Genomic DNA, 19665 nt, shown 5'->3' with positions numbered 1-19665 from the left:
CTAGACTGCTCTCGTGCCCGAATCAGGGTAGAACCTGAAGACTTCCTCAGTTCATGCCGGTCATGCGCGCTACAGCTTCGCCTATAATCGAACGATCGTTCGGCTTTCGTGCTCAGCTTCATATTCAATCAGGAGACTCGTGTCATGGCACTCCCCGCCGCTTTGCAACACCTCGCGCTGCCGGTCATTGCTTCACCGATGTTTATCGTCAGCTATCCGGATCTCGTGCTCGCGCAGTGCAAGGCGGGCATTGTCGGCTCATTTCCCGCGCTGAACGCCCGGCCGGCCGAGTTGCTCGGCGAGTGGCTCACGCAGATCAACGAGGGCATCGAGGCGCACAAGGCGGCGAATCCCGGTGCGCCGGTCGGGCCGATTGCGGTGAACCAGATCGTGCATCATTCGAACGCGCGGCTTGAAGCCGATGTACGCGTGTGCGTTGAGCATCGCGTGCCGATTTTCATCACGAGCTTGCGCGCGCCTGTGAAAGAGATGATCGACGCGGTTCACAGCTACGGCGGCATCGTGCTGCACGACGTGATCAATATGCGGCACGCGGAAAAGGCGCTGGAGGCAGGCGTTGATGGCCTGATCCTTGTAGCAGCGGGCGCCGGCGGCCACGCGGGGATGACGTCGCCGTTCGCGCTGGTCGGCGAAGTACGGCGCATTTTCGATGGACCCATCGCGTTGTCCGGCGCCATCGCCAATGGCGGATCGATCCTCGCCGCCCAGGCAATGGGCGCGGATTTCGCGTACATCGGCACGCGCTTTATTGCAACGCGCGAGGCCCATGCGCTGGAAGATTACAAGACGGCAATCGTAGGATCGAAGGCCGCCGACATCATCTATACGAACCTGTTCACCGGCGTGCATGGCAACTACATTCGCCAAAGCATCGTGAACGCGGGGCTGGACCCGGATGCGCTGCCTGCATCGGATAAAAACGCGATGAATTTCGGCGATGCCGCGGTCAAGGCCAAGGCGTGGAAGGAAATCTGGGGCGCGGGCCAAGGCGTGGGCCTGATGGACGATGTCCCGACCGTGGCCGAACTCGTGACGCGCCTCAAGCAGGAATACGACGGCGCGAAGGATCGGCTCGGGATCGCGCGTTGATTTTCAGCTGATTGGGCGAAATTAAAAAATCCCCGTCATGGTCAGGACCGAGCGGGGATTTTTTTCAAGCGTGTTGCTCTAATCAGAACTTCGCGCGGATGCCAACGCCGTACGTGTTGCCGCTGGATATGCTCGTGTACTTGTCGTTGAGGTATGCCGCGTAGACATCGGTACGCTTGGACAGCGGATAGTCGTAGCCGAGCGCCCAGCTCTTGTGCGTCTGATCCAGGCCGCCATTGCTGCGCGAATACGCGTACGACGCCATCACCGAGCCAACGCCCACCGGAATCGTCACGCCGCCCTGCCCGGTGTTGACGTGGAACGTACCCGGATCGATATCGTTCTTCGTGTACATGTATTGCGCGAAGAACTTGACGTACTTCATGTCGTACGACGCACCGAGTTGAGCCACGCTCTGGCTCTTGTAGCCCGGTATGAAGGTCGACAGGTCAGTTGGTGCCGAGCTGAAGTTCACGTACTGGTACACGCCGGTCGCGGCAAACGGGCCGTGAAAGTAGAGGAACTGCGCGCTGTATTTCTTCGCGCCGTTTTCGCCTGCCTGGTTGCCGAGGCCGTACATCACGCTACCCGACAAGCCGCTGAAATCCGGCGTCGTGTACTGGACCGAGTTGTTCCAGCCCGAGTCGCCAACCACGCCCTGATCGGTCGTGTACGTGGGGAACGTGCTCTGTCCGAGGAACACGTGATACACCATCGGCGAGAAGGTGTAGGAATCGATGAACGGGTTGAACAGAATCGTCGATACAAACAGCTGCGTCGTCAGCCGGCCCGCAGTGACGGTACCGTACGGCGACTGGATGCCCACATACGAGTTGCGGGCGAAAAACGTATCGCCCTGAAAGCGGCCGTATTGACCGTTTTGTGCACGGAAAAAGCTTTCCAACGTGAAGATGGCTTTGTAGCCGTTACCCAGATCTTCGCTGCCCTTCATGCCCCAGTACGACGTCGACATACCGCCGCCACCCACGTTCCAGGCGCGGTCGCTGCCTGGAAACTTCGTGGCGCCCACCCATTCGTCGACCTGTCCGTACAACTGGACGCTCGATTGCGCTTGGGCGGAACTGGCGGCAAGCAAGCCGAACATGCCAGCAGTAACGGTCGCCTTGGCCGCGGCTTTCAGCACGCGGTTCACGGTTGGCTTCATGGACTCTCCTGTCGTATCAACGTTAAAACCGGGATGTCGCGAGCAATGAATGCCTCGCTCTTTATTTAACTGTTCTTATGAATGCCCGTTATGGACAACCTGATTCAAGCGTCACCCGGGCATGGCTCAATGACATGACTCCTGGCGTACGCTGAACGGTGTACGCGCTGATGGAGCTCACTCAGGGCGGGGACCATCTTTACGGATCATTTTTCCGGACAAAAATAACTTTGCTTATGCCGCGTATAGCGTTTTGAATAGGTTGCGCATGACGGACTTAAACGAAACGTGATCCGGCGCAAGCCGCCGCGGTTGAACCCGGTGATTGATTGCACGCATCGATTGCCCCGCGCGCCATACGCTACGGCGCAGACGCGCTGGTTACTCTGGAGCGGACATTGAAAATGCACGCAAAAATCAGACAGAGCGCATTGTTAATGCAGATGATTTTGGGAGGAAGGGAACTGCAGCCGGTAGTCTGGAAACTGTGGCGTCATTACGTCATTGCCATGCTTCCCGTAGACGACGGAATTGTTTTTTGTTTCGGATGAGAAAAGGAAACTGGCTTAATCGCCGCGCGTTCGAATCGGTATTAAAAAATGCGTGGATCGATTAATGTGCTTATGCACTATCACCGATATTTAAACAACGAGCTTCACGTAGCTTCGACGATTCGGTTTATGGACTAATTGCGGTACGGGGAATTTGCGGGCGAGCGGGGGTCGTCCGACGGACGACCCGATGCACGTGGCGTGCTGCGCTCTTCGTTGTAACGCGCGATGTCCGCGCGGATCGACCCTCCGCCATGCAATTGCGCGCCTTGATCGGCACGCGCTCCGCCACGGACTTCTGCGCTGACCGGCGTGAGTCCGGACCCGGCGGCAACGCGCTGGTAACCAAAAGGCCGCGCGCCACTGTCGACGTCGTCGACTCGCATCGCGCGTCGATTCACGGCTTGCCACTGCCCGTGCGCATCGCCGCCGCGATTGAAAGCGCCATGCGCGAGCACAGCGCCATTCGAGCCGGCACCACCGGCGAACGCCACCGTTGCACACATTGCCGACGCCGCAACCAGACCGGCTGCAGCGGCGAGAAACAAGCGACGGGCGTGGCGGATTCGGATGAGCGACATGTCGATACTGCAGGGCGTCCGACTCGTTCCAGCGTGCTTTGGACGTGTGTTCCGTTTGCATCGCCGACCGGTTGCTGTCGGATGATCAGGACATTTCGTCTATACGATGACGTCCCGCCAACCGGTCTACCAGTCAATTTATTGTGCCCGGTGATCGGCGTCGAGCCAAAAAGTGTTAGGTCTTCCTGATGGTTGTAACACCATGTTACTTCACACTTTTTTGCCGATCCGGGTAAGTGCGGATGCCCGTTTTGTATGAGTGAAAAACAAGAATTCCGCTCTGGGACCAGTGGTACGCGGCTGGTCCTACCGGCCACACTCGAGCATCGAAACTCATGCGTTTGCCGCATTAATAAATCATTTAAATGAATTTGCATATTGAATGGCTATCCGGCGAAAATAGGCGTTCTCGACGCGTGTTCGAGCGGTTTTGGTCGTCCATGAGAGGCGTCGGTCCCCGTTAAGTACCTTTACGCCGCAAACTGCCAAGAATCTTCAATGACTCGCCCCAAGTTCCTTCCCGATAACTTCACCCTTGCCCTGATCGGCACAGTGATCCTCGCCAGCCTTTTGCCCTGTCGCGGTGCCGCTGCTGTCGGCTTCAACTGGCTGACGAACATCGCGGTCGGACTGTTGTTTTTCCTACACGGCGCAAAGCTGTCGCGCGAAGCCATCGTGTCTGGAATGACGCACTGGCGTCTGCATATCGTCGTCCTGCTGAGCACGTTTGCGCTGTTTCCGTTGCTGGGACTGGCGCTGAAACCCATCCTCACCCCACTCGTCACACCCGCGCTTTACATGGGCATCCTGTTTCTCTGCACGCTGCCCTCCACGGTGCAGTCGTCCATCGCGTTCACGTCGATTGGCAAAGGCAACGTGCCGGCCGCCGTCTGCGCGGCGTCGGCGTCCAGCCTGCTCGGAATCTTCATCACACCCGCCCTCGTGGGCTTGGTTGTAACGGACGGTGCCGGCCGCGCGGGATCTGCTTGGCATACGGTCGGCAATATCGTGCTGCAATTGCTGGTTCCTTTTATTGCCGGGCAGTTGCTGCGGCCTGTGATCAGCAAATGGCTCGACAAGAATCGCAGCATCCTGCGTTTTGTCGATCAGGGCTCGATTCTCCTGGTCGTGTACGTCGCGTTCAGCGAAGCGGTGAACGAAGGCATCTGGCACACCATCTCTTTGCAGACGCTCGGCGGGCTGGTGGTTGTCAACATCGTGCTGCTGGCCGTGGCGCTGCTGGTCACGACCTTCGCCAGCAAACGGCTCGGGTTCAATCGGGCGGACCAGATCACCATCATCTTTTGCGGGTCGAAGAAGAGCCTGGCGTCGGGGATTCCGATGGCGAAGGTCATTTTTGCCTCGCACGCGGTAGGCGCGGTCGTGCTGCCGCTGATGCTGTTCCACCAGATCCAACTGATGACGTGCGCAGTACTCGCCCAACGCTGGGGCGCACGCGATACTTCCGGCGAAGAAGCGAACCAGTCTCAAGGCGCAGGCGCGCAGGTTCGCCAATAAGCTCCGGCTCTTTGCTTCCCCTGGGAACATTGCAGCAACCTGTTGCAGAATCAGCATAACCACTCCATCGAACCGAGCATCAAGCCGCCCCGTGCGGCTTTTTTGCTATTTGAAGTCTGTTCAGGCGTCCTGTCGACTCGGTCGAATGGGATATGAGTTGATTCGCCGTCGGGCAAATCGACTGTTTCGCTTCGCTTCACGTCATATGCCGTTTGGCGGACTGGTGGCCGGGCATGTGCCTTGCCACACTTGAAGACAACGCATCGTCACGGGCAGCGAACGGCCCGCACGCGTTTCCATCAAGTTCTAATCGAAGCGGCCAGGATTTCATCATGCAAAGAATGACTGACGGCATCGCGACTTCGTCCGCGCTCGATCCGTTTTTGCGCGAGCTCCGCTTCAAGCGAGGCTCCGCCACAGACACAGCCCACGCTCTGCAGGCATTAATAGACGCCGGTCTCGACCGGCTGCCGCTTCCCGGCAAGGGCGCGACGCTCGAGCGGTGGCGCTCCCTTGCCGCCGTCGCCGCGTGCGACCTGGCGCTGGTCAAGCTATACGAAGGACATACCGATGTACTCGCAATCATCGCGGAAATTGGCGATGGCTTTGCTCCGGCAGCCGGCCAGACATGGGGCGTTTGGGCAGCCGAGCCGCCGACCGCACGCCTCGCTGCGAGCGCATCGTCGGACGGCGGGAGCGCGCTCACGCTTCAGGGCACCAAGGCATGGTGCTCGGGCGCGGCGTCGGTAAGCCACGCGCTCGTCACCGCCTGGAACGAAAAGGACGAGCCGATCCTGGCCGCCGTCGATCTGCGTCAGCCGGGCGTTCGAGTCACTAACGAGGGCTGGATGGCGGTGGGCATGTCCGCGAGCGCCAGCGTGGACGTTCACTTCGATAACGCCCACGCCACGCGCATCGGCGCGCCACGCGCTTATCTGGAACGCGCGGGTTTCTGGCATGGCGGCGGCGGAATTGCCGCGTGCTGGTTCGGCGCGGCGGCGGCTATCGGCAACTTCGTCAAGCAGGACGCGACGCGTCGCGCCGACCCGTACAAGCTCGCGCATCTTGGCGCTATCGATACCGCACTTGCCAGCACAGCCAGCCTTCTGCGGGAAACGGCTGCGCAGATTGACCGCGAGCCTCGCGCCGACCCCATGCCGGGCGCGTTTCGCGCGCGGCTTGCGGCGGAGCGGGCGGCAATCGAAGTCATCGAACGTGCGGGGCGTGCGCTTGGCGCGGCGCCGCTTTGTCGTAATCGCCATTTCGCCAGCCTGATGGCTGATCTACCCGTCTTTATCCGGCAGAGTCACGCCGAACGCGACGAAGCCGCGCTTGCAGAGCGGATCGTGAAAGAGGAAGGCAGCGCATGGAACCTGTAGTTACTCAAGTGGAAAACGCAGAGCACAATGATCGGGCAATCGAGGGACGCGGCACGCCAGAAGCTGCATGGCAAAGCTCGGAGCAACTTTCCACTCTCCCCGAAGTCGATCCGGGCACGCTCGTCCCGCCGGGCGCGCGTGCGGTGATTGTTTCTCCGCATCCCGACGATGAAATCCTCGGCACCGGCGGCTTGCTCGCACGCCTTTCCGATTTGGGCCGCAAGGTGTTGATCATCGCGGTGACCGATGGCACCGCAAGCCATCCCGATTCGCCTGAATGGCCAGCCGCGCGCCTCGCCGCCACGCGGCCGCAGGAAACACGTGACGCGCTCCAGCGTTTGCGCATGCGCCACGTTGCGCTGGTTCGGCTCCATTTGCCGGATGGCGGCGGCAACACCTTCGAGTCAGACCTGTCGAAAGCGCTCGAAGCGCACCTGAAACCCGGGGACGTCGTGTTCGGCACCTGGCGCTATGACGGCCATCCCGACCACGAATCGGTCGGCCGGGCGGTTACAGCCGTTGCCGGCGCACTTGATCTACCCTTCGTGGAAGTTCCGGTCTGGACGTGGCATTGGGCAGCGCCCGACGATTCGCGTGTGCCCTGGAGCCGTGCGCGCCGCATCTCGCTTGACGACGCAACCCTCGCTCGCAAGGTTCACGCGGTCCAAGCGTTCCGCAGCCAGATAGAAGCCGATGGTTCCACGGGCCGCGACGCCATTCTCCCGGCCCATGTGCTGGAGCGCCTCACGCGCCCCTACGAGGTCGTCCTGATATGACCGGCGAACCGAACGCGCACGAGTACTTCGACGGCTTGTACAAGCGTAGTGACGACCCTTGGCTGCTTCGCGACCGCTGGTACGAACGCCGCAAGCGGGCATTGACGCTCGCTGCATTACCCGATGAACGCTACCGCCGCGCCTATGAACCCGGCTGTGCGAATGGTGAATTCACGGCCGAACTGGCGGCGCGTTGCGACACGCTTCTCGCGGCGGATCTGAATCCGGCGGCTGTCGATCTGGCGCGTCGCCGAGTGGCGGATCTGCGCCACGTCCAGGTCGAACAACGCGCAATGCCCGATGACTGGCCCGACGGCGAGTTCGACCTGATTGTCGTCAGCGAAGTGGCTTATTACCTGACGCACGACCAGCTCGGACGGCTGGTACAACGGCTGACGTCTTCCCTGTGCGCAGGCGGAACCGTGGTTGCGTGCCACTGGCGTCGACCAATCGAAGGATGGCGATTTACCGGCGACGACGTTCACGCCGAACTCCGCGCAACGCTTGCGATTCCGGCCCTGTCGCACTATGAAGACGACGACCTCGTGCTCGACGTGTGGTCATCGAACAAGGCGTCGGTGCATCAGCGCGAAGCCCGTTAAATCCCATTTACTAAACAAGGAAGCAAACCGAAAGTCTTGTCAGCAAGCCGTTGCGGGTTTTCTCTAAGGCCCGCGACGGTAAAATGCCCATCGTTTTACTATACAATCCCCGCGATCATGCGAACCTCGCTTTACCGATAAACACCGGCCGAACGAGCTTCATAAACCATAGAACACGCATGCGGAGATTGAAAGACAGATGGGTACAACCATTCGTGATGTCGCACGCGCAGCCAGCGTGTCGATCGGCACGGTATCGCGGGCACTGAAGAACCAGCCGGGTTTGTCGGAAGCGACGCGCGAACGTGTAGTGGAAGCGGCGCGGCAACTCGGCTACGACGCCGCCCAGCTCCGCACGCGCATCCGGCGCGTCACCTTCCTGCTGCATCGCCAGCACAATAATTTCGCGGTCAGCCCGTTCTTCTCCCACGTTTTGCATGGCTTCGAGGAAGCGTGCCGCGAGCGGCGGCTGGTGCCTTCGGTACTGACAGCCGGCCCGACCCACGACCTCGCCCAGCAAATGCGGCTTCACGCACCCGACGCGGTGGCCGTCGCGGGATTCATCGAACCTGAATTGCTTGCTCACCTGCGTTCGATGAACCGGCCCGTCGTGCTGATCGACCTGCACGCGCCGGGATTCCGTTCGGTCAACGTCGACAACACGCGCGGCGCGGCGCTCGCCATGCAGCATCTTTTCGCCATGGGCAGAAAGCGCATCGCGTTCATTGGCGGGTCGCTGGCGCACTACAGCATCGCGCAGCGGGCGATGGGCTACCGGCTTGCGTACTTCGAAGCCGGCATGCTTTTCGACCCTACGCTCGAAGTGACGACGCAGCCGGCCATCGACGCGGAAGTCGCCGCCGCCGACGCCATGGAGCGCCTGATCGCGCAAGCTCACCAGCAATCGAAGCCGCTGCCGGACGCTGTTTTCGCCTATAACGATGCAGCGGCCCTCGCCGCCATGCGTGTCTGCGTGGCGCACGGGCTGCGAATTCCGGAAGACGTGGCGTTTGTCGGTTTCGACGACATTCCCGCCGCAGCCCAAAGCACGCCGCCGCTCACCACGGTCACGGTGGACAAGGAGGCGCTTGGCCGTCGCGGCGTGGACCTGCTGCTGGAAACAGCGCAAAACAACGACGCCAGCGATGCCGACATGGACATCACCACCGACACGCTCGTGCCCGTGCGCCTGATTCCGCGCGCGAGCTCGGCAATAACACGGACACAGACATCGGTATGAACTCAACCGCGTTCCAGGCGGCGGACCGGGCCGAACCGGACTTCCGCAGCCGCGATTTCCTGCTCGATCATGTGCGCCACACGCTCGCGTTCTACGAGCGGACGGCCCGCGATCCATCGGGCGGGTTTTATCATTTCTTCAAAGATGACGGCACGGTCTACGACCACACCACGCGGCATCTGGTCAGCAGTACGCGCTTTGTCTTCAATCACGCGATGGCCTTTCGCCATTTCGGTAGCCAGCATCATCTGGACAACGCGCGCCACGCGTTTGCGTTTTTGCGCAACGCCCATTGGGACGCAGTGAACCAGGGCTACGACTGGGAAATCGAGTGGCGCGATGGCGCGAAACGCACGCTGGACGGCACGCGGCATTGCTACGGCCACGCGTTTGTGCTGCTCGCGTGTGCGCACGCGGCGATGGCGGGTATCGACGAAGCCCGGCCTCTGATAGATGAAACCTTCCAGTTGATGGACCAGCACTTCTGGGATGCGAATGCCGGTCTCTACGCCGACGAAGCCACGCCCGACTGGCAGTTGTCGCCTTATCGCGGGCAGAACGCGAACATGCACGCGACCGAAGCGCTGCTCGCCGCGTACGAGGCGACCGGCCATGTGCTCTATCTGGACCGGGCAGAGAAGATCGCCGGCAACATCACGCTGCGTCAGGCGCGGCTTTCTAACGGCCTCGTGTGGGAACACTTCAACGAGGATTGGTCGGTCGACTGGCATTACAACGAATCCGACAGTTCGAACATCTTCCGCCCGTGGGGTTTCCAGCCCGGTCACCAGACCGAATGGGCAAAGCTGCTGCTGATCCTGGAGCGGCATCGGGCGTTGCCGTGGCTCGCACCGCGCGCTATCGAACTGTTCGATGCCGGCTTCAACCGCGCGTGGGACGAGCAGCACGGCGGCCTCTACTACGGCTTCGGCCCCGACAATTCCATTTGTGACCACGACAAATACTTCTGGGTTCAGGCCGAGACCTTCGCCACGGCCGCGCTGCTCGGCAAACGCACGGGCCTCGAACGCTTCTGGGATTGCTACGACGAACTCTGGCGCTATAGCTGGGCGCACTTCGTCGATCACAAATACGGCGCGTGGTTCCGCATCCTGACCTGCGACAACCGCAAATACGGCGATGAAAAAAGCCCCGCCGGCAAGACCGATTACCACACGATGGGCGCGTGCTACGAGGTGCTGAACGCGTTGGGCGTCAATACGCCGGACACATCAGCCTCAGCCACCACGACCCAGCACATCGCCGAAACAGAGACGGCCAGACAATGAACGCGACGACCTCCACTCCTGCCTTCCCGCAATTCGTCTCCGCTGGCGACATCCTCACCGACCTGATCCGCACCGGCCCGTCGGACTGGCTCTCGCGTCCGGGCGGCGCGGGCTGGAACGTGGCGCGCGCCGTTGCGCGTCTCGGTTTGCCGACGGCGTCGGCGGGATCGCTCGGTACGGACAATTTCTCCGATGAACTCTGGGACGCGAGCGTCGCCGCCGGTCTCGACATGCGCTTCATGCAGCGCGTCGAACGCCCGCCGTTACTGGCGATCGTCCACAAGACGCAGCCACCGACTTATTACTTCATGGGCGAAAACGGCGCGGACCTCGCCTTCGATCCCGCGCTGCTCCCGTCCGGCTGGATGGACGCCGTGAAATGGGCGCACTTCGGCTGCATCAGCCTCGTGCGCCAGCCGCTTGGGGACACGCTCGCGGGTCTTGCCGCGCAACTGCGCGAACACGGCGTGAAGATCAGCTTCGACCCGAATTACCGGAATCTGATGGAACACGGTTACGAGCCGACCTTGCGCAAGATGGCGGCACTCGCCGATCTCATCAAAGTCTCCGACGAAGATCTGCAACGCCTCTTCCCGCACATTGCAAACGAGGCCGACGCCCTCGCCGAAATCCGCGCGATGAACCCGCAAGCTACCGTGCTCGTCACGCGCGGCTCGTCGCAGGCAACCTTGCATGTCGGCGAGGAAAGCTGGCAAGCCACGCCGCCTAAAGTCCAGGTCGCGGACACAGTCGGCGCCGGCGATGCGTCCATCGGCGGCTTGCTCTACAGCCTCATGACCCGGCCGGGCGGCTGGCCCGACCATCTGCGGTTTGCGTTGGCGGCCGGCGCTGCGGCTTGCCGCATGTCGGGCGCGCATTCTCCGTCGCTCGAAGAAGTCGAGGATCTGCTGGCCTGAAACGTGCGCTCACCGCTTACGAAAAAGACGGTCATACGCGCGATAAATACGCGTGCTAGCATCGTTTTCAACCTTTGGCGGAGCGCATCATGGAAGACACGATCTACACGAAGGGCATCTACACCGCGACTATCGGCGTTCGTCCGACCGACGACGGCCAGTTCCAGGGCGTCGTCTCGCTGGTCCGGGACGACGGCGAGGATAGCGACGAACCGAAACTCTACGATGTCGCCGCCACATCCCTCTCCGAAGAGGAAGCGCTGGACGAAGCCCGCGCGCTCGCGCACCGGATTCTCGGCGAAATCGAACTCTGAAAATATACGGCGGCACTGGATTTCCCGCGCCGCCGTTTCCGTTTAACTCAGCTTGGACGGGAGACTCAGCATGTCCGAACAACTCTTTCTTTACGGCGTCTATTCAATCCACGTTCGTCCTATTGAATTGGAGGGAACGCGGTGGGACGCTGAATACGAAATCCGTCATCTCGACAAAGCCGTGCAGCCGTGGAAAACCATAGGCGGAGACAACGGTTTGTCGAGCCCGACCGATGCCGTCGATGCCGCGCATGTACAGGCCGTCGCCGACATTGAAGCCGGCGCGGGCATTCCCAAACCAAAGACGTTTCCTTAATTTTTGGCAGCGGACGAAGCCTTCTGCGCCTCGGCTTTATCAATCGATACCGCGCGCTCATGCGCCTCGCGTGACGTTGCACGCGCGACGTACTCGGACAGCGCGCCGCCCGGTTCGATCAGCTTCGCCATATACGCAATCTGCAGCGTGCTCGAAACGAGGATATCGGCGGCTGTAAAACGCTCGCCGAGCAACCACGGCCCGTGCGCGAGCGCCGATTCGATCGCCTTCTCCACGCGACCCAGATCACCCCAGCCGAAACTCACGCTGTTTCCGGGCGCGCCGATCATCTTTTCAGCCATTGCCGGTTCAAGGCACGCGCCCGTGAAGAACATCCACTGGAGGAAGCGGCCGCGTAGAGGATCGTCGAGTGGAACGCCGAGGCCGGCTTGCGGGTGTTTATCGGCGAGATAGAGGAGCACCGCGCCCGACTCTGCAACGCAGACGCCGTCGTCATCGAGCGCGGGCAGCTTCGACATGGGATTCACCGCACAGAACGCCGCTTCGTTTTGTTCGCCGGCGCGGATGTTCACGTATGCGAACTCGTACGGCACACCCAGTTCCTCGAGCATCCACAGCGCGCGAAACGCGCGAGTCTTTGGCCAGTAGTAGAGCTTCATGGGCGGATCTTCCTCGTTGTGAGGCTGCATATCTTCGTCGCAGCAGGAGCATTGAGATTACCCGCTCCTGGGCACTTCGCGGTACGGGTTAACCACACGTTAGCCATTCGGCCGGCTTTTTCTACTCAACGGCGATCGATAAGATGGGTTTCATTGCGCTGCAGCTCATATGAGCGCGAGAAACGCAAAAAATCTCCGCTTATGGCGAGGAAGAATGACGACATCCCTCAATACCAACGATAAACGCCGGAGACTTCATGAACGCGCGTGTCCCATTTGCAGACCATCCGCCGCTCGCCGCCTATCAGCTCACCGATAACCTCAACGCAACTCAGGGCCGGATCTTCCTGACCGGCACGCAGGCGCTGGTTCGCCTCGTCCTGATGCAACGGCAACTGGACCGATCTGCGGGCATGAACACCGCGGGTTTCGTGAGCGGGTATCGTGGATCGCCGCTTGGCATGGTGGATCAACAATTGTGGAAGGCGAAGAAGCTGCTGGCGTCGCACGACGTGCGCTTCCTTCCCGCAATCAACGAAGAACTTGGGGGCACCGCGGTTCTCGGCACGCAGCGCGTGGAATCCGATCCTGAACGCACGGTCGATGGCGTGTTCGCCATGTGGTACGGCAAAGGCCCGGGCGTGGACCGTGCCGGCGATGCGCTCAAGCACGGCAACGCCTACGGTTCCTCGCCCCATGGCGGCGTGCTCGTCGTGGCGGGCGATGACCACGGCTGCGTGTCGTCATCCATGCCGCATCAGTCCGACCAGGCGATGATTGCGTGGCATATGCCGGTGGTGAATCCATCGAATATCGCCGATATGCTCGAGTTCGGTCTTTATGGATGGGCGTTGTCACGCTTTTCGGGCGCATGGGTGGGATACAAGGCGATTTCGGAAACAGTGGAGTCAGGATCGACCGTCGACCTCGATGCGTTGCAGACCGTTTGGCCGGCGCCGGAAGGTTTCGTCGCGCCTGAAGGCGGTTTGCATAATCGCTGGCCCGACCTGCCGAGCCTGACAATCGAAGCGCGGCTGGCCGCTAAGCTGGAAGCGGTGCGCTATTTCTCCAAGACCAATTCCATCGATAAATGGATCGCCCCAAGCCGTCATGCGAACGTCGGCATTGTGACGTGCGGCAAGGCGCATCTGGACTTGATGGAAACGTTGCGCCGTCTGGATCTGACCGTCGATGATCTCGACGCCGCTGGCGTGCGCATCTATAAAGTGGGCTTGTCGTTTCCGCTAGAAACCACGCGGCTCGATACGTTCGTGGAAGGCCTGTCCGAAGTGCTGGTCATCGAAGAAAAAGGCCCGGTGATCGAGCAGCAGATCAAAGACCATTTGTATAACCGGACACAAGGTGCGCGGCCGGTTGTGATCGGCAAGAATGCGCAGGACGGCGCAATGCTGTTGAGCGCGCTTGGCGAGCTGCGTCCGTCGCGCGTGTTGCCTGTCTTCGCCGACTGGCTCGCGCGGCACAAACCGGCGCTTGATCGGCGCGACAAAGTTGTCGATCTCGTTGCGCCGCAAATCCTGTCGAATGCCGCCGATGCCGTCAAACGCACGCCGTATTTTTGCTCGGGCTGTCCGCACAATACATCCACCAAGGTGCCCGATGGATCGATTGCCCAAGCCGGAATCGGTTGCCATTTCATGGCTTCTTGGATGGAACGCGACACGACCGGCCTGATCCAGATGGGCGGCGAAGGTGTGGATTGGGCGTCGCATTCCATGTTCACGAAAACGCCGCACGTCTTCCAGAATCTCGGCGACGGCACGTACTTTCATTCGGGCATCCTGGCGATTCGCCAGGCGGCCGCGGCGAAGACGAACATCACGTACAAGATCCTGTACAACGACGCCGTCGCAATGACCGGCGGCCAGCCTGTCGATGGCAGCATTTCCGTGCCGCAAATCGCGCGGCAGGTCGAAGCGGAAGGCATCGCAACGCTGGTCGTGGTCAGCGACGAACCCGAAAAATACGACGGGCATCACGATCAGTTTCCGAAGGGCACGACGTTCCACCACAGAAGCGAACTCGACGACGTTCAACGGCGTTTGCGTGACATCAAAGGCGTGACGGTCCTCATCTACGATCAAACGTGCGCAGCGGAAAAACGCCGCAGAAGGAAAAAAGGCGAATTCCCCGACCCGGACAAACGCCTGTTCATCAACGAAGCCGTGTGCGAGGGTTGCGGCGATTGCGGCGTGCAGAGCAATTGTTTATCGGTCGAACCGGTGGAGACCGAACTCGGACGCAAGCGCCGCATCGACCAGTCGTCGTGCAACAAGGACTACTCGTGCGTGAACGGCTTTTGCCCGAGCTTCGTGACGCTGGAAGGTGCGAAACTCAAGAAGGCGGCCGGTAACGGATTCGATCCCGAGGCGCTCGCGGCACGCGTGGATGGGTTGCAGGAACCCGCGCTCGAACTCGATAACGCGCCGTACGACATCCTGATCACCGGAGTCGGCGGCACGGGCGTGGTCACGGTCGGCGCGCTCATCAGCATGGCGGCGCATCTTGAAGGCAAGAGCGCGTCGGTGCTCGACTTCATGGGCTTCGCGCAAAAGGGTGGCGCGGTGCTTTCATTCGTACGTTTCGCCGCGACCGATGCCTTGCTTAACCAGGTTCGCATCGATACCCAGCAGGCTGATGTGCTGCTCGCGTGCGACATGGTCGTGGGCGCGAGCGCCGACGCATTGCAAACCGTCCGGCATGGCCGCACGCGCATTGTCGTGAACACGCACGCCATTCCGAACGCGACGTTCGTGCAGAACCCGGACGCGAATCTTCACGCCGGATCGCTGCTCGAAAAGATGCAGCATGCAGCGGGCGCGGAGCGCATGAACACGTGTGACGCCCAGGCGCTGGCAACGCGCTTTCTCGGCGACACGATCGGCGCGAACATCCTGATGCTGGGTTACGCGTGGCAACTCGGACTCGTGCCCGTGTCGCACGCGGCGTTGATGCGCGCCATCGAGTTGAACAACGTCGCTGTACCTATGAACAAGCTCGCATTTGCCATCGGGCGATTGGCGGCTGCGGATATCGGCGCGCTTGAGGCGCTGCGCAAGACCTCCGCCGTGCCGCGAATCGAAATGAACGCGATGCCGCTCGAAACGTTGATTGCCGATCGCGAGGCGCGATTGCTGGCATATGGCGGTTCGCAATATGTGACGCGATACCGCTCGTTGGTTTCAGTTGCCGCTGCATCCGGCAACGATGCCGTGACGCGGGCGGTCGCCACGACGTTTTATCGGCTGCTTGCTGTGAAAGACGAATACGAAGTCGCGCGGCTTCACACCGATCCCGCTTTCCGCGCGGCTTTGGAAGCACAGTTCGAAGGAACTGCCGGCCAGGATTTCGCCGTGAAGTTCAACATGGCACCGCCGGTTTTATCGAGGGCGAAAAATGGCGGCGCGCCGCGCAAGATGACGTTCGGACAATGGCTATGGCCGGTGCTCGGCGTGATGTCGAAGGTGCGTGGTTTGCGAGGAACAGTGATCGATCCATTCGGCCGGTCGCTGGAACGCAAGATGGAACGCCAGCTTCCCGGCGACTACGAAATCACCGTTCAACGCGCGCTCAGGGCGATGACGCCTGACAACACAAAGGACGTCGAAGCGCTTGCGCTGCTGCACGAACGCATTCGCGGATATGGGCACGTGAAGCTGGCGAATTTATCGATGGTGAAGCGGCGCGAACGCGATCTGGGCGCGAAGCTCGGGATTGCGGTCGAGACGGGACGCTACGTGCAGGCATCACTGGATGAGCTCAAGGGCGCCGGCGCCCTGAGGGGGATTCCAGTCGTCGTGGCGAAATGAAAAGACGCGAGCTGATTCACGTGGATCAGCTCGACCCATTCCTACTCTTCCTCCTCCGCCTCCCAATCGATGTCTCCGCAAAGCACGACGCGCTGGCCGCCCATGCGAGTCTCCACCGACAACGTCACGCAAGGAAGCGCCTCATTGATCGATAAATACGGCTTCGTCACGTGCACGCGATCCGGCGCACCCAGCGCGTCCCTGAAGTAGGGACGGCGCAGCCAGTTCGCGCCTTGAGCATCGATCAAAGGCAACAACCGCGCTTCATGGGCAGCCCGATCAGCCCGAAGGACGACGTTCCGGCCGGCTTGCCGCCCGTTGACATCGAGCAGAAAACATCGGGCGGCGTTATCGAGGGCGAGGAAGTTCCAGCACACCTCTTCCAGCGGCTCGCCTGCCGCCAGCCGCTCGGCCGCGCGCTCGAACGCACGTACATACGGTTGCAGACGGGCTGCCACCCGCCGCTCCTTCGCCTCGGTCTGCAGGCGGAAACGCTCCGTCAGCTCGCTCATCAACGTGTGCGCCTGAGGCGCATCGGCAAGACCCGGATTCGGACGTCCGAAGAAAAATCCCTGCACGAAATCCGCGCCGCTTGCGAGCGCCAGCTGCGCCTCATGCTCGGTTTCCACGCCTTCGATCAACACCAGCTTGCCCGCTTCATGCAGCAGCGAAACCACGCCGCACAGGATGGCCTCCATGTTGCGCCGGTGCTTGGAGTGGCTCATCCCGTGCAGCGTATGCGCCGACTGCGCGGCATGCGACAGCATCACGCGGTCGAGCTTCACGATATCCGGATCCAGTTGCCATATCCGTTCGATATTCGAATGTCCCGCGCCGAAGTCATCGAGCGCGATCAGAAAGCCGTGTTCACGAAAATGCTGCACGGCTTCGGCGAGTTTCTCGATGTCGTCTGCCCGATCCTCCAGCACCTCCAGCACCACACGACGCGGTTCGATATTCAGGCGCTTCAGATTCGCCAGCAACGCGGCCATGTGATACGGCTCGGTCAACGAACCCGGATGGACATTCAGGAACAGCCATTCGTTCTGAGCGCCCAACACGTTGAAATTTTCCAGATGCAGCGCCTGCGACAGGCGGTCGAGCTGCATGGCCTCGCCAATGCGCGCGGCCTGACCAAACACATCGAGCGGCGACACGGCGCGATCGAGCGCATCGTGCGCACGCAACAAACCCTCATATCCGACCGCCCGCATGTGCGAGAGGCTGAACACCGGCTGGAAGACGCTCGATAGCGTCCAGTTGCCGTGGTCGACCGAATACCGGTCGAACCCCGATGTCACGCTCAGTTCAAAATTCCGCGGCGAGATCGGCTTGATCTTCTCCGGATTCGCTATCGCCATCATGCCTTCCCCGGACGAATGCACGCCTGCGTTTGTGTATCGTGCACACCATCCTCTTTGTTTTTCGCAATCGATTGCGTTGCTTGCTGCGCCGCCCGCACGCTCAATCCTGGTTTCATACACTGCCCTCGATTATCTTTAAGCGGGGAATCTGCGCGTCCCGTCCCTTTGGATAAAGCAAGCTCCGTGCTCACGAGCCATGAGTGGTTTGCGGAGCTTTCGTCACCGTGTGCACCGAGGCGAGACGCCTCTTTCACGGGACGGCGTGCGGATCGCACCATTGCAGTGCGCGGCCCCGATTCAGACTGGCTCGCCCGTCCAAGCTAAACTTTGGTCCTTTGTTATCAAAAGAGCGTGGCGGGACGAAGTTCGCTCCTCATTGCTCCGATTACCGCACCAAGAAAAAAATGGATATCGTTTTCACCGTACTCATTCTGATGCTGGCAGTCGCGCTGTCCGGCTTCATCACGAGCGCGCTTGCCAGCAAGTTGCCGTTCACGTTGCCCTTGCCGCTCATTCAGATCGCAATCGGCGCGTGTCTCGCGTGGCCGGGATTCGGCTTGCACGTCACGTTCGATCCCGAGCTCTTCATGATGCTCTTTATCCCGCCGCTGCTCTTCGCCGACGGCTGGCGGATCCCGAAGCGCGAATTTTTCATGCAACGCCGCGCGATCCTGCTGCTCGCGCTCGGCCTCGTATTCATGACGGTGGGCGCGCTTGGCTGGTTCCTGCACGTGATGATTCCCGTCATGCCCTTGCCGGTCGCGTTCGCGCTGGCAGCGGTGTTATCGCCAACAGATGCTGTCGCGTTGAGCGGCATTGCGGGCAAGGGACGCATTCCGGCGAACCTCATGCACATCCTCGAAGGCGAGGCGTTGATGAACGACGCGTCTGGCCTGGTCGCGCTGAAGTTCGCCATCGCGGCGGCGCTGACAGGCGTGTTCTCGTTGCGCGCGGCATCGATAAGTTTTGTGGTGATCGCCGTCGGCGGCCTCTTGATCGGCGCGGTGATCAGTTGGCTCGTGACCACGATCCCACGGCGGATCGTAAAGATGTCCGACGACGATGACCCAGCCGCCGGCGTCGTCCTCACGTTGCTGATTCCGTTCGCCGCGTATCTGATCGCCGAGAAACTCGGTTGTTCGGGCATCCTCTCGGCGGTGTCCGCAGGCATGATGATGAACTTCCAGAGCCTGCGCGAGATCATCCCGACGGCGGCGCGCATCCGCATGACGAGTACCTGGACGATGATCGAGTTCGTCTTCAACGGCATGGTGTTCATTCTGCTCGGGCTGCAGTTTCCACACATCATCGGACGCGCGTTGATCGAGGCGCATCACGATGGTCTATACCAAGTGGGCTTGCTGCTGGGCTACGTGGCCGCGGTGGTCATCGCGCTTTATGGGTTGCGATTTGCGTGGGTGTGGGTGCTGCGCTGGGTCGCGAGCCGCGGCGCCGCGAAGCATGGCGTGTCGAACGCAGTGCCGGGTGTGCGCACGGTGGCCATGACCACTATTGGCGGCGTGCGCGGCGCAGTCACGCTGGCCGGCGTGTTGTCGTTGCCCGAGGTTCTGCCGAACGGTACCGCGTTGCCGGGACGTGATCTGGCCATTTTCATCGCGTCGGGGACGATCCTGATGTCGCTGCTAATCGGCGTGATTGGATTGCCGCTGTTGCTGAGCGGATTGAAGCGTCGCGGCGATCCACACGCGGCGGAAGAACGCATCGCGCGCCGTCACGCAGCTCAGGCAGCGATTCGTGCAATCGATGCAGCTCAGGAAAAACTCACCGGCCAGATGGATGAAACCGGCGCGGCGCATTGTGCGGACTCCACGGCACGCGTGATGAGTTTGTACAGACGGCGACTTGAAGGACTCGGCGATGAAGAAGAGTCTCGTCGTTCCGCACGACAAAGTGAGATGGTCGAAACCAAGCTGAAGATGGCCGCGCTGCGGGCGGAGCGATCGGAGCTTCTGAAACTGCGCACGCGCCAGGCTATCAACGACGAAACCCTGAACAAGCTGATGCGCGAAATCGATTTGTCCGAAACCGCGATTGTGAATCGCAAGAAAGGCGCGGCCGCTTGAAGGGAGCTTCAT

General features: G+C 61.0%; 16 protein-coding genes. 12 read left to right on the top strand and 4 right to left on the bottom strand.

All coding sequences use genetic code 11. The features are described 5' to 3' along the window. Nucleotides 1-144: 144 nt before the first annotated feature. Complete coding sequence (locus AXG89_RS06605; protein WP_062168707.1) at nt 145-1110, top strand: NAD(P)H-dependent flavin oxidoreductase; 966 nt, start codon at nt 145-147, stop codon at nt 1108-1110. An 82-nt stretch (nt 1111-1192) separates the two neighbouring features. On the opposite strand, the gene AXG89_RS06600 is transcribed toward AXG89_RS06605, so the two are convergent. Both AXG89_RS06600 and AXG89_RS06595 read right to left on the bottom strand, forming a co-directional pair. After that, nucleotides 1193-2215 carry a porin gene (locus AXG89_RS06600; protein ID WP_236873413.1) on the bottom strand — a complete coding sequence of 341 codons (1023 nt, stop codon included), beginning with the start codon at nt 2213-2215 and terminating at the stop codon, nt 1193-1195. Between the two features lie 745 nt (nt 2216-2960). Beyond that, nucleotides 2961-3407 (bottom strand): hypothetical protein, encoded by a 447-nt coding sequence (locus tag AXG89_RS06595; RefSeq protein ID WP_062168703.1) that lies wholly within the window; start codon nt 3405-3407, stop codon nt 2961-2963. A gap of 498 nt (nt 3408-3905) precedes the next feature. Between AXG89_RS06595 and AXG89_RS06590 the strand changes: the two genes are divergently transcribed. From AXG89_RS06590 to AXG89_RS06550, 9 genes are all read left to right on the top strand, one after another. Then, nucleotides 3906-4925: a bile acid:sodium symporter family protein gene (locus tag AXG89_RS06590; RefSeq protein ID WP_062168701.1), complete on the top strand. Its 1020-nt coding sequence runs from the start codon at nt 3906-3908 to the stop codon at nt 4923-4925. Between the two features lie 332 nt (nt 4926-5257). Next, on the top strand, nt 5258-6304 hold the full coding sequence (locus tag AXG89_RS06585; protein WP_236873383.1) for an acyl-CoA dehydrogenase: 1047 nt from the start codon (nt 5258-5260) through the stop codon (nt 6302-6304). Next, nucleotides 6292-7080, top strand: a complete 789-nt coding sequence (locus AXG89_RS06580; RefSeq protein ID WP_062168699.1) for a PIG-L deacetylase family protein — start codon at nt 6292-6294, stop codon at nt 7078-7080. The genes AXG89_RS06585 and AXG89_RS06580 overlap by 13 nt, the downstream gene beginning before the upstream one ends. Continuing rightward, complete coding sequence (locus AXG89_RS06575; RefSeq protein ID WP_062168697.1) at nt 7077-7682, top strand: class I SAM-dependent methyltransferase; 606 nt, start codon at nt 7077-7079, stop codon at nt 7680-7682. The genes AXG89_RS06580 and AXG89_RS06575 overlap by 4 nt, the downstream gene beginning before the upstream one ends. Before the next feature lie 199 nt (nt 7683-7881). Next, nucleotides 7882-8922 (top strand): LacI family DNA-binding transcriptional regulator, encoded by a 1041-nt coding sequence (locus AXG89_RS06570; protein ID WP_062168695.1) that lies wholly within the window; start codon nt 7882-7884, stop codon nt 8920-8922. Next, entirely contained in the window at nt 8919-10211 is a 1293-nt protein-coding gene (locus AXG89_RS06565) for an AGE family epimerase/isomerase (RefSeq protein WP_062168693.1), read from the top strand. The genes AXG89_RS06570 and AXG89_RS06565 overlap by 4 nt, the downstream gene beginning before the upstream one ends. Further along, nucleotides 10208-11128 (top strand): carbohydrate kinase family protein, encoded by a 921-nt coding sequence (locus tag AXG89_RS06560; RefSeq protein WP_062168691.1) that lies wholly within the window; start codon nt 10208-10210, stop codon nt 11126-11128. The genes AXG89_RS06565 and AXG89_RS06560 overlap by 4 nt, the downstream gene beginning before the upstream one ends. Before the next feature lie 89 nt (nt 11129-11217). Beyond that, entirely contained in the window at nt 11218-11442 is a 225-nt protein-coding gene (locus tag AXG89_RS06555; RefSeq protein WP_062168689.1) for a hypothetical protein, read from the top strand. A gap of 70 nt (nt 11443-11512) precedes the next feature. Next, nucleotides 11513-11758, top strand: coding sequence for a hypothetical protein (locus AXG89_RS06550; RefSeq protein WP_062168687.1), 246 nt, complete (start codon nt 11513-11515; stop codon nt 11756-11758). Here the strand turns inward: AXG89_RS06550 and AXG89_RS06545 are convergent. Next, nucleotides 11755-12378, bottom strand: coding sequence for a glutathione S-transferase family protein (locus AXG89_RS06545; RefSeq protein WP_062170358.1), 624 nt, complete (start codon nt 12376-12378; stop codon nt 11755-11757). The two genes, AXG89_RS06550 and AXG89_RS06545, sit on opposite strands and share 4 nt — an antisense overlap. Before the next feature lie 257 nt (nt 12379-12635). On the opposite strand from AXG89_RS06545, the gene AXG89_RS06540 reads away from it, so the two are divergent. Beyond that, nucleotides 12636-16205 (top strand): indolepyruvate ferredoxin oxidoreductase family protein, encoded by a 3570-nt coding sequence (locus tag AXG89_RS06540; RefSeq protein ID WP_062168685.1) that lies wholly within the window; start codon nt 12636-12638, stop codon nt 16203-16205. Between the two features lie 41 nt (nt 16206-16246). Here AXG89_RS06540 and AXG89_RS06535 read toward each other — a convergent pair whose 3' ends face one another. Next, nucleotides 16247-17566, bottom strand: a complete 1320-nt coding sequence (locus tag AXG89_RS06535) for an EAL domain-containing protein (protein WP_062168683.1) — start codon at nt 17564-17566, stop codon at nt 16247-16249. 407 nt (nt 17567-17973) lie between these two features. Here AXG89_RS06535 and AXG89_RS06530 point away from each other — a divergent pair, with 407 nt between their 5' ends. Beyond that, nucleotides 17974-19653, top strand: coding sequence for a Na+/H+ antiporter (locus AXG89_RS06530; protein WP_062168681.1), 1680 nt, complete (start codon nt 17974-17976; stop codon nt 19651-19653). Nucleotides 19654-19665 lie beyond the last annotated feature (12 nt).

Origin of the sequence: Burkholderia sp. PAMC 26561 (assembly GCF_001557535.2) — a bacterium.
GTDB lineage: Bacteria > Pseudomonadota > Gammaproteobacteria > Burkholderiales > Burkholderiaceae > Caballeronia.
This window is presented reverse-complemented; position numbering and strand designations above follow the sequence as displayed.